The 11,011-nt window shown below is 55.9% G+C and carries 13 protein-coding genes and 1 pseudogene; all 14 read left to right on the top strand.

What is annotated here, in order from left to right:
• The coding region (locus HPS55_RS13580) for a DUF4134 domain-containing protein (RefSeq protein WP_172325042.1) at positions 1-258 on the top strand (258 nt) is incomplete at its 5' end.
• Between the two features lie 11 nt (positions 259-269).
• A complete protein-coding gene (locus tag HPS55_RS13575; RefSeq protein WP_172325040.1) occupies positions 270-602 on the top strand; it encodes a DUF4133 domain-containing protein in 333 nt (110 codons plus the stop codon).
• Positions 599-3,103, top strand: a complete 2,505-nt coding sequence (locus tag HPS55_RS13570; protein ID WP_172325038.1) for a TraG family conjugative transposon ATPase — start codon at positions 599-601, stop codon at positions 3,101-3,103. Before HPS55_RS13575 ends, HPS55_RS13570 begins: the two co-directional genes overlap by 4 nt.
• Positions 3,104-3,147: 44 nt before the next feature.
• Positions 3,148-3,531: a DUF3876 domain-containing protein gene (locus tag HPS55_RS13565; protein ID WP_121737250.1), complete on the top strand. Its 384-nt coding sequence runs from the start codon at positions 3,148-3,150 to the stop codon at positions 3,529-3,531.
• A 30-nt stretch (positions 3,532-3,561) separates the two neighbouring features.
• Positions 3,562-4,191 (top strand): DUF4141 domain-containing protein, encoded by a 630-nt coding sequence (locus HPS55_RS13560; RefSeq protein ID WP_057098481.1) that lies wholly within the window; start codon positions 3,562-3,564, stop codon positions 4,189-4,191.
• Positions 4,192-4,194: 3 nt separating this feature from the next.
• Complete coding sequence (gene traJ / locus HPS55_RS13555) at positions 4,195-5,199, top strand: conjugative transposon protein TraJ (RefSeq protein ID WP_018667415.1); 1,005 nt, start codon at positions 4,195-4,197, stop codon at positions 5,197-5,199.
• 31 nt (positions 5,200-5,230) lie between these two features.
• Positions 5,231-5,854, top strand: a complete 624-nt coding sequence (traK, locus tag HPS55_RS13550; protein ID WP_018667416.1) for a conjugative transposon protein TraK — start codon at positions 5,231-5,233, stop codon at positions 5,852-5,854.
• A gap of 6 nt (positions 5,855-5,860) precedes the next feature.
• Positions 5,861-6,178: a TraL conjugative transposon family protein gene (locus tag HPS55_RS13545; protein ID WP_172325036.1), complete on the top strand. Its 318-nt coding sequence runs from the start codon at positions 5,861-5,863 to the stop codon at positions 6,176-6,178.
• On the top strand, positions 6,159-7,508 hold the full coding sequence (gene traM, locus HPS55_RS13540) for a conjugative transposon protein TraM (protein WP_172325034.1): 1,350 nt from the start codon (positions 6,159-6,161) through the stop codon (positions 7,506-7,508). The genes HPS55_RS13545 and traM overlap by 20 nt, the downstream gene beginning before the upstream one ends.
• Positions 7,509-7,571: 63 nt before the next feature.
• Complete coding sequence (gene traN / locus HPS55_RS13535; protein WP_172325032.1) at positions 7,572-8,576, top strand: conjugative transposon protein TraN; 1,005 nt, start codon at positions 7,572-7,574, stop codon at positions 8,574-8,576.
• 2 nt (positions 8,577-8,578) lie between these two features.
• A complete protein-coding gene (locus tag HPS55_RS13530) occupies positions 8,579-9,154 on the top strand; it encodes a conjugal transfer protein TraO (RefSeq protein ID WP_172325030.1) in 576 nt (191 codons plus the stop codon).
• 10 nt (positions 9,155-9,164) lie between these two features.
• Entirely contained in the window at positions 9,165-10,067 is a 903-nt protein-coding gene (locus HPS55_RS13525) for a toprim domain-containing protein (RefSeq protein ID WP_172325028.1), read from the top strand.
• Positions 10,064-10,567, top strand: coding sequence for a DUF3872 domain-containing protein (locus HPS55_RS13520; protein ID WP_008782558.1), 504 nt, complete (start codon positions 10,064-10,066; stop codon positions 10,565-10,567). Before HPS55_RS13525 ends, HPS55_RS13520 begins: the two co-directional genes overlap by 4 nt.
• Positions 10,564-10,893, top strand: a pseudogene (locus HPS55_RS13515) (lysozyme); the annotation flags it as partial. The gene HPS55_RS13520 and the pseudogene HPS55_RS13515, both read left to right, overlap by 4 nt.
• Positions 10,894-11,011: the final 118 nt, after the last annotated feature.

Raw genomic sequence — 11,011 nt, 5'->3', positions numbered from 1 at the left:
GCAACCGCCTCCGCCTTCGCGCAGGGAAACGGCATCGCGGGCATCAACGAAGCCACCTCTATGGTGAGTTCGTACTTCGACCCCGGCACGAAACTTATCTACGCCATCGGCGCGGTAGTCGGTCTTATCGGGGGCGTGAAAGTGTACGGGAAATTCTCGTCCGGCGACCCCGACACCTCCAAGACTGCCGCCTCGTGGTTCGGGGCGTGCATCTTCCTGATTGTCGCCGCCACCATCCTGCGCTCATTCTTCCTTTAATAAACTAATGTATGGCTGAATACCCGATAAACAAGGGTATCGGTCGTCCGGTAGAGTTCAAGGGCTTGAAGGCTCAGTACCTCTTCATCTTCTGCGGAGGTCTGCTGGCTCTCTTCGTCCTGTTCGTCATTCTCTACATGGTCGGCATCGACCAGTGGGTATGTATCGGCTTCGGCGCGGCATCGTCCTCCGTCCTCGTATGGCAGACCTTCGCGCTGAACGCCCGGTACGGCGAACACGGGCTTATGAAATTGGGAGCGGCACGGAGCCATCCCCGATACCTTATCAACCGGCGGCGGATCACCCGATTATTCAAACGGAAACGAAAGGAAGAAATGACATGAGGAATACATCCAAAATGACAACACTGGAAAACAAGTTCCCGCTGCTGGCTGTGGAGCAAGGCTGTATCATATCCAAAGACGCCGACATCACGGTGGCTTTCGAGGTGGAGCTGCCGGAGCTTTACACCGTGACGGGCGCGGAGTACGAGGCGATACACGGCAGCTGGTGCAAGGCGATCAAGGTGCTGCCGGACTTCTCCGTCGTCCACAAGCAGGACTGGTTCATCAAGGAGAAGTACACGCCGGAATTGCAGAAGGAGGACATGAGCTTTTTAAGCCGCTCTTTCGAGCGTCACTTCAACGAGCGTCCGTACCTGAAGCACACCTGCTACCTCTACCTGACCAAGACGACGAAGGAGCGTAACCGGATGCAAAGCAATTTCAGCACGCTGTGCCGGGGGCATATCATCCCGAAGGAGCTGGACAAGGAAACCGCCGCGAAGTTCATGGAGGCTGCGGAACAGTTCGAGCGCATCATGAACGACAGCGGCTTTGTCTGGCTGCGCCGGCTCTCCACCGACGAGATTGTCGGCACGGAGAAGTCCGCCGGGCTGATAGAGCGATACTTCTCGCTCATGCCCGAAGGCGACACGACCTTGCAGGACATCGACCTCTCGGCAAAAGAAATGCGCATCGGCGACAACCGCCTGTGCCTGCACACCCTCTCCGACGCGGAGGACATGCCCGGAAAGGTGGCTACCGACATCCGCTACGAGAAACTCTCCACGGACCGAAGCGACTGCCGCCTCTCCTTCGCCTCCCCGGTGGGGCTGCTGCTCTCCTGCAACCACATCTACAACCAGTATGTGATTATCGACAACAGCGAGGAAAATTTGCAGAAGTTCGAGAAGTCCGCGAGAAATATGCAGTCGCTATCCCGATACAGCCGGAGCAACAGCATCAACCGCGAATGGATAGACCAGTACCTGAACGAAGCCCATTCCTACGGGCTGACCTCGGTACGGGCGCACTTCAACGTCATGGCATGGAGCGACGACGCGGAGGAACTGAAGCATATTAAGAACGATGTGGGCAGCCAGTTGGCGAGCATGGAGTGTGTACCGCGCCACAACACCATCGACTGCCCGACACTCTACTGGGCGGCGATGCCCGGCAACGCGGCGGACTTTCCAGCCGAGGAAAGTTTTTATACGTTCATCGAGCAGGCGGTATGCCTCTTTACGGAGGAAACCAACTACCGCAGCTCGCTCTCGCCCTTCGGCATCAAGATGGTGGACAGGCTCACGGGGAAGCCCCTGCACCTCGACATCAGCGACCTGCCGATGAAGCGCGGCATCACCACCAACCGCAACAAGTTCGTATTGGGTCCTTCGGGCAGCGGCAAGTCGTTCTTCATGAACCACCTCGTGAGGCAGTATTGGGAACAGGGCGCGCACGTGGTGCTGGTGGACACGGGAAACTCCTATCAGGGCTTGTGCGAAATGATACGGCGCAAGACAAACGGCGCGGACGGCGTGTATTTCACCTATACGGAGGAGAAACCGATTTCGTTCAACCCGTTCTACACCGACGACTACGTGTACGACGTGGAGAAGAAGGACAGTATCAAGACGCTGCTGCTGACGCTCTGGAAGTCGGAGGACGACAAGGTGACGAAGACCGAGAGCGGCGAGCTGGGCAGCGCGGTGAACGCCTACATCGAACGCATCAGGGCAGACCGGAGCATCGTCCCCTCGTTCAACACCTTCTACGAGTACATGCGCGACGACTACCGCCGCGAGCTGGCACAGCGTGACATCAAGGTGGAGAAGTCCGACTTCAACATCGACAACATGCTTACCACCATGCGGCAGTATTACCGGGGCGGACGCTACGACTTCCTGCTCAACTCCACGGAGAACATCGACCTGCTCGGCAAGCGGTTCATCGTCTTCGAGATTGACAGTATTAAGGAAAATCGCGAGCTTTTCCCGGTGGTGACCATCATCATCATGGAAGCCTTCATTAACAAGATGCGCCGTCTGAAAGGCGTGCGTAAATTGCTGATAGTGGAAGAGGCTTGGAAGGCTCTCTCTTCAGCGAACATGGCTGAGTACCTGCGCTATATGTACAAGACCGTGCGCAAGTATTTCGGCGAGGCGATCGTGGTGACGCAGGAGGTGGACGACATCATTTCCTCGCCCGTGGTCAAGGAGAGCATCATCAACAACTCCGACTGCAAGATACTCCTCGACCAAAGGAAATATATGAACAAGTTTGATGCCATACAGTCCCTTTTAGGTCTGACGGAGAAGGAGAAGTCGCAGATACTCTCCATCAACATGGCAATCAACCCGAACCGCAATTACAAGGAAGTGTGGATCGGACTGGGCGGCACGCAGTCGGCTGTCTATGCCACCGAAGTGAGCGCGGAGGAATATCTGGCGTACACCACCGAAGAAACGGAGAAGGTGGAGGTTTACCGTCTGGCGGAAAAGCTGGGCGGCGACATCGAAGCCGCCATCCGGCAGCTTGCCGAAAGACGGAGAAACAAGGAATAGGCAATAAGTAAAACAGATTCATCAACTAAAAACAGAAAATGCGTATGAGTATATCAAGAACGAAAATGCTGCAAGTCAGCAAGTGTCTGATCGGGCTGGCGGTCATGGTGCTGCAATCCTGCGAAACCGTGGACAACCGCCGCGACCTGCTTTGCGGGAACTGGGAGAGCGTGGAGGGGAAGCCCGACGTGCTTATCTACAAGGAGGGTGAAGCCTACAAGGTGACGGTGTTCCGCCGTAGCGGGCTGCGCCGCAGGCTGAAGCCGGAAACCTACCTCTTGCAGGAGGAGAACGGCAACCTCTTCATGAATACCGGCTTCCGCATCGACGTGTCCTACAACGAGGCGACGGACGTCCTGACCTTCTCGCCGAACGGGGACTACGTGCGTGTGACCCCGAAACCGGACCATCCGGCAAGCGGAGAATAAATAATGAAACCCACTAAAATCCAAAGTAACATGAGAACAAGAATGACACTTATTATCTGCCTGTGCCTGTTTGCAGCCGGCAGGGCAAGCGCACAGTGGGCGGTGATAGACCCGTCCAACATCGCGCAGAGCATCGTGAACACCTCGAAGAACGTGGTGCATACCTCGACCACCGCCCAGAATATGGTGAAGAACTTTCAGGAAACGGTGAAAATCTATGAGCAGGGCAAGAAGTATTACGACGCCCTCAAATCCGTGAACAACCTGGTGAAAGATGCCCGCAAGGTGCAGCAGACCATCCTGATGGTAGGCGACATCACCGACATCTACGTGACCAGCTTCCAGAAGATGCTGCGCGACGACAGCTTCACGGTGGAGGAGCTGGGAGCCATCGCCTTCGGCTACACGAAGCTCTTGGAGGAGAGTAACGACGTGCTGACGGAGTTGAAAAATGTGGTGAACATCACCACGCTCTCCATGACCGACAAGGAGCGTATGGACGTGGTGGAACGCTGCCATTCCAAGATGAAGCGTTACCGCAACCTCGTGAGCTACTACACCAACAAGAACATCGGCGTGAGCTACCTGCGGGCAAAGAAGAGGAACGACCTCGACCGCATCATGGGGCTGTACGGCAGTATGAACGAAAGATACTGGTAGCCTATGGAGTTCGACAACCTTCATCAGATCCTGCGCTCGCTCTACGGGCAGATGATGCCCTTGTGCGGTGACATGGCGGGCGTGGCGAAAGGGATAGCCGGGCTGGGCGCGCTGTTCTACGTGGCATATCGTGTATGGCAATCACTGGCGAGAGCCGAACCGATAGACGTGTTCCCCATGCTCCGCCCGTTCGCCATCGGTCTGTGTATCATGTTCTTCCCCACGGTGGTGCTTGGCACGGTGAACAGCGTCCTCTCGCCCGTGGTGCAGGGCACGGCGAAACTGCTGGAAACGCAGACGCTGGACATGAACCGGTACCGTGAGCAGAAGGACAGGCTGGAATACGAGGCGATGGTGCGCAACCCCGAAACCGCCTACCTCGTGTCAAACGAGGAGTACGACAAGCAGCTGGAGGAACTGGGCTGGTCGCCCGCCGACATGGTGACGATGGCGAAAATGTACCTCGACCGGAAGATGTATGAAATAAAGAAAGGCATCCGCGACTTCTTCCGCGAGATACTGGAACTGATGTTCCAAGCCGCCGCCCTCGTGATAGACACCATCCGCACCTTCTTCCTCGTGGTGCTGGCGATACTCGGTCCGATAGCCTTCGCCATCTCGGTGTGGGACGGCTTCCAAAGCACGCTCACGCAGTGGTTCTGCCGCTACATACAGGTCTATCTGTGGCTTCCCGTGTCGGACATATTCAGCACGATACTCGCCAAGATTCAGGTGTTGATGCTCCAGAGCGACATCGAGCGTATGCAGACCGACCCCAACTTCTCGCTGGATTCCAGCGACGGGGTGTATATCGTGTTCATGATAATCGGCATCATCGGCTACTTCACCATTCCGACGGTGGCGGGCTGGATCATCCAAGCCGGGGGCATGGGCGGCTACGGGCGCAACGTGAACCAGATGGCGGGACGCGCCGGAGGCATGGCGGGCAGCGTGGCGGGCGCCACCGCAGGCAACGCCGTGGGACGCATCGGCAAGCTGCTGAAATAATCAACTGACAATTAAAAACGAATAAATAACAATGGAATTCAAGTCACTCAAAAACATCGAATCATCGTTCAGGCAGATACGCCTGTTCGGTATCGTCTTCCTCTCGCTGTGCGCCGTGATAACGGTATGGAGCGTGTGGAGTTCCTACCGCTTCGCGGAGCGGCAGCGGGAGAAGATCTACGTGCTGGACAACGGCAAGTCGCTGATGCTGGCTCTCTCGCAGGACCTGTCGCAGAACCGTCCGGCAGAAGCGAGGGAGCATGTGCGTCGCTTCCACGAGCTTTTCTTCACGCTCTCGCCCGAAAAGAGCGCGATAGAGCATAACGTGAAGCGTGCCCTACTATTAGCGGACAGGAGCGTGTACAACTACTATTCGGACTTCGCCGAGAAGGGGTACTACAACCGCATCATCGCCGGGAACATCAACCAAGTGCTGAAGGTGGACAGCGTGGTGTGCGACTTCAACGGCTATCCTTACCGTGCCGTGACCTATGCCACGCAGAAGATCATCAGGCAGAGCAACGTCACCGAGCGCAGCCTCGTGACAACGTGCCGCCTCTTGAACTCATCCCGTTCGGACGACAACCCCAACGGCTTCACCATCGAGGGGTTCACCATCATCGAGAACAAGGATTTACAGACAATCAAAAGGTAACAAGGTATGAAGAGTATCAAAAGGACAATGTGGGGCGCGTACTGGAAGCTCCACGACAAACGGAAGCAATTAAGGACAAGGCTCAAAGGCTATCTGGACGGTTTGCCGCCGAAGACACGCAGGCGCATCGTGCTGGCAATGCTCGCCGCCTTCGCCGCGCTTGCCCTCTACACCTTCGGCAAAGCCGTCCATGACATCGGCAGGAATGACGGCAGCCGTATGGAAATCGACCATGCCGGACAGGTGGAACTGTCCGTGAAGCCTGAAGTGAGCGACAATTTTACACCTTATTATAATAATATGTATGGAACAGACGAAGAATGAACCTAAAAACGAGAACAAGGCGGCTCCCGATAACGGGAAACCGAAGAAGGTACGCAAGCCGCTGACCGAAGCCCAACGGCTGAAACGTCAGAAGATGATAGTGCTGCCCGCTATGGTGCTGGTATTCCTCGGTGCGATGTGGCTGATATTCGCACCGTCCTCCGGCAAGGAGCAGGAGCCGGGAACGGGCGGCTACAACATCGAAATGCCCGACGCGGACAAGGAGAACCGCCGGATTATCGGCGACAAGGCGAAAGCCTACGAACAGGGGGCGATGGAGGAACGGCAGGCGGACCGCAGCCGCGCCATGCAGCAGCTGGGCGATATGTTCGACAGCGAGGTGGCGGAAACGGACGGTGGCAGGGACTTCGACCTTGCCAATCCCAGCGGCACGCAAGAGGCGGTGAACCCTGCCCCGAAGACCATCCAGTCCTCCGCAGCCGCCTACCGCGACCTCAATGCCACGCTCGGCAACTTCTACGAGCCGCCGAAGAACGACAACGCGGAAATGGACGAACTGCTGGAGCGTATCGCATCGCTGGAATCGGAACTTGAAAGCGAGAAGGGCAAGGCGTCCGCTATGGATGACCAAGTGGCACTTATGGAGAAGTCCTATGAGCTGGCGGCGAAATACATGGGCGGTCAGAACGGCGGCAAGCCGGAACCGGTGCAGGCGGCTGAGCCTTACCCCGTGCAGAAAGCCGGAAAGAACACGGCGAAACCCGTCAGGCAGGTAGTACATCAGGTGGTGTCCTCGCTTGGACAACCGATGAGCAACGCCGAGTTTGTCGCCTCCTTCTCGCAGGAGCGTAACCGCAATTTCAACACGGCGGTGGGCGTCACGACCGTATCGGACAGGAACACCATATCGGCGTGCGTCTATGGGGCGCAAAGCGTGACCGACGGGCAGGCGGTAAGATTACGGCTGCTGGAACCGATGGCGGTGGCTGACAAAATTATTCCCCGCAATGCGGTGGTGGTCGGCACGGCAAAGATTCAGGGCGAACGGCTTGATATTGAAATTACATCGCTGGAGTACACAGGTACGATTATCCCGGTGGAACTGGCAGTGTATGACACGGACGGGCAACCCGGCATCTTCATCCCCAATTCGATGGAAATGAGCGCTGTCCGTGAGGTTGCCGCAAACATGGGCGGCTCGCTGGGGAGCAGCATCAATATCTCCACCAACGCCGGGGCGCAACTCGCCTCTGACTTGGGCAAGGGGCTGATACAAGGCACGAGCCAGTATATCGCCAAGAAGATGCGCACGGTGAAAGTGCATCTGAAAGCCGGGTACATGGTCATGCTCTATCAGGAGAAAGACTGAAAACAGAATACAGAAAAAGTAACAACAACCAATGTTTAATTTACCACTAAAATCCAAAGTAAAATGAGAAAAGTAATCATCATGTTTGCCCTCGCTATGGGCATCGTAACTGCCAACGCGCAGGAGAACGTAACCGTTGGAACGGACAACGGAAGTGTAGAACAGCCGACGACAGAACAGCCGACCTTGACAAAGGAGGTCTATCCGCAGAAGGAGGCGGACGGCGACCTGTACCACGGTCTGACAAGAAAGCTGGGCTTTGACCGCATGGTCCCGCCGCACGGTTTGGAAGTGACCTACGACAAGACCGTCCACGTCATTTTCCCCTCGGAAGTGCGCTATGTCGATTTAGGCTCGCCCGACCTGATTGCGGGCAAAGCCGACGGAGCCGAGAACGTCATCCGCGTGAAGGCTACCGTGAGGGACTTTCCGAACGAAACCAATATGTCCGTAATCACGGAAGACGGAAATTTTTACACCTTCAACGTGAAGTACGCCGCCGAACCGCTGTTGCTCAACGTGGAGATGTGCGATTTCATCCATGACGGCTCGGCGGTGAACCGTCCTAACAACGCGCAGGAAATCTATCTGAAGGAGCTGGGCAGCGAAAGCCCGATGCTGGTGCGCCTTATCATGAAGTCCATCCACAGGCAGAACAAGCGCGAGGTGAAGCACATCGGCTGCAAGCGTTTCGGCATCCAGTACCTGCTGAAAGGTATCTACACGCACAGCGGGCTTCTGTATTTCCACACGGAGATAAAGAACCAGAGCAACATTCCTTTCGACGTGGACTACATAACGTGGAAAATCGTGGACAAGAAGGTAGCGAAGCGTACCGCCGTGCAGGAGCAGATCGTCCTGCCGCTCCGCGCGCAGAACTACGCCACGCTCGTGCCGGGCAGGAAGAGCGAGCGCACGGTCTTCACGATGGCAAAGTTCACCATCCCCGACGGCAAGTGCCTCGTGGTGGAGCTGAACGAGAAGAACGGCGGCCGCCACCAGTCCTTCGTGATTGAGAACGAGGACTTGGTGCGCGCCAATACCATCAACGAACTTCAAGTGCGCTAACTATGAAGAAGTACCTTTTTATGATTATCGCGTCGCTTGCCCTGTTCACAGGGCGGGCGAACGCCCAGCGGTGCCTGCCGAAGATGCAGGGCATCGAGTTAAGGGCGAATCTGGCGGACGGCTTCAAACCCGGCGGCAATGACGGCGGGTATAGTTTCGGGGCGGCCCTCTCCACCTATACGAAGAAAGGTAACAAATGGGTGTTCGGCGGCGAGTACCTGCTGAAGAACAACCCTTACAAGGACGCAAAGATACCCGTGGCTCAGTTCACGGCAGAGGGCGGCTACTACTTCAAGATACTATCCGACGCGCGTAAAATCGTCTTCGTCTATGCGGGTGCTTCGGCTCTCGCCGGGTATGAATCGGTGAACTGGGGCGAGAAGGTGCTGCCTGACGGCTCCACGCTCCATGACCGTGACGCCTTCATCTACGGCGGTGCGCTGACGCTCGATGTGGAGTTTTACGTGGCTGACCGTATCACCCTGCTCGCCAACCTCCGGGAGCGTTGCCTGTGGGGTGGCGACACGAGAAAGTTCCATTGCCAGTTCGGGGCGGGCATCAAGATAATCATCAACTGACGCGCGCCACATGGAACAGACGGACATCGACATGATAAGGCGGATTCCGTTGGCGGACTTCCTCGCACGGCTGGGACATGAGACTGTCAGGAGGAGCGGAAACGAGCTGTGGTATATCGCCCCGTACAGGGGCGAACGCACGCCCTCTTTCCGTGTGAACGTGGCAAAACAGCTATGGTACGACTTCGGCTTGGGCAAGGGCGGCGACATCTTCACGCTTGCCGGGGAGTTTATCGGAAGCGGCGACTTCATGGAACAGGCGAGGTTTATAGCGAAAGCCGCAAATATGGTGGTTGATAGGTCAGAAAAGCCGACCTATCAACCGAAGCCTGCCGAACCTGCCTTTGAAGGAGTGGAAGCCGTCCCGTTGCTCCGCTCACCGCTGACGGACTATCTGGCGGAACGGGACATACCTTACGCTGTCGCATCACGTTACTGCTGCCGACTGAATTACGGAGTGCGTGGCAAGCGGTATTTCGCCGTAGGCTTTCCAAACATGGCTGGCGGCTATGAGGTACGCAGCCGCCATTTCAAGGGTTGCATACCACCGAAAGATGTGTCACTGGTAAAGCTGGAAAATACCGCTGCCGACGTGTGCAGCGTGTTCGAGGGATTTATGGATTTCCTTTCCGCTGCCACACTCGGCATAGTCGGCAATGGCGACAGTCTTGTGCTGAACTCCGTTTCCAACGTGGAAAAGGCGATGAAGCATCTGGACGCTTACGGACGCATCAACTGTTTCCTTGACCGTGACGAAGCCGGACGGAGGACGCTTGACGTTCTTGGCAAACGCTATGGCAGACGTGCCTGTGACCGTTCAGCCCTCTATGACGGTTGCAAGGACTTGAACGAGTATCTGCAACTGACAACGAAAAAAGAAATGAACAATAACTTAAAAATCAAATTGAAATGAACATACTGAACAACAAGAACCGAAGAAAATCCATCTTCAAGGCGTTGGCACTCTGCCTGTTCGCCGCCGTGTCGCTCACGCTCGTGTCGTGTGACGACGACATGGACATCCAGCAATCCTATCCCTTCACGGTGGAAACCATGCCCGTGCCGAACAAGGTGACGAAGGGGCAGACGGTGGAAATCCGCTGTGAGCTGAAAAAGACGGGCGACTTCGCCAACACCCTCTATACCATCCGGTATTTCCAGTTTGAGGGGGAAGGTACATTGAAAATGGACAACGGCATTACGTTCCTGCCCAACGACCGCTACCTGCTCGAAAACGAGAAGTTCCGGCTGTACTACACGGCAGAGGGCGACGAGGCGCACAACTTCATCGTGGTGGTGGAGGACAATTTCAAAAATTCCTATGAATTGGAATTTGACTTCAATAATCGGAACGGTAAGGACGACATTCAGACCGTCATCCCTATGGGCAATTTCAAACCTCTGCCAAGATGATGCGTGTATTCATGGCTATCCTCTGTTCGCTGCTGGCGGTCTGCTCCGTGTCCGCACGGGACAGCCGTCAGAAGGGGACGGACGGGCAGGCGGCAATCTACCGACTGCCACTTTTCGAGAGGGCTGTGCGCTGCACAAAATATTTTGAGGGCTGGCACTCGGAAAAGCACCACCCATATGTGGGCTGGGGGCATCAGGTGCAGCCGGGGGAAAGGTATTCGGCACGCACCATGACGAAGCGGCAGGCGGACGCACTCCTTCGGAAAGACTTGCGGAAGTTCTGCGCCATGTTCCGCAAGTTCGGGCGTGACAGTATCCTGTTATCCGAAAGTTAGGATAAAAGAACTTATCCCAACTTCATTATTATCCCAACCAAAGAGGTATATATCCTGTAAAACAGATTATTATATACGATTATGGTTGGGATAATAATTTGATATCTAT

Origin of the sequence: Xylanibacter rodentium (genome assembly GCF_013166575.1) — a bacterium.
GTDB lineage: Bacteria > Bacteroidota > Bacteroidia > Bacteroidales > Bacteroidaceae > Prevotella > Prevotella rodentium.
This window is presented reverse-complemented; position numbering and strand designations above follow the sequence as displayed.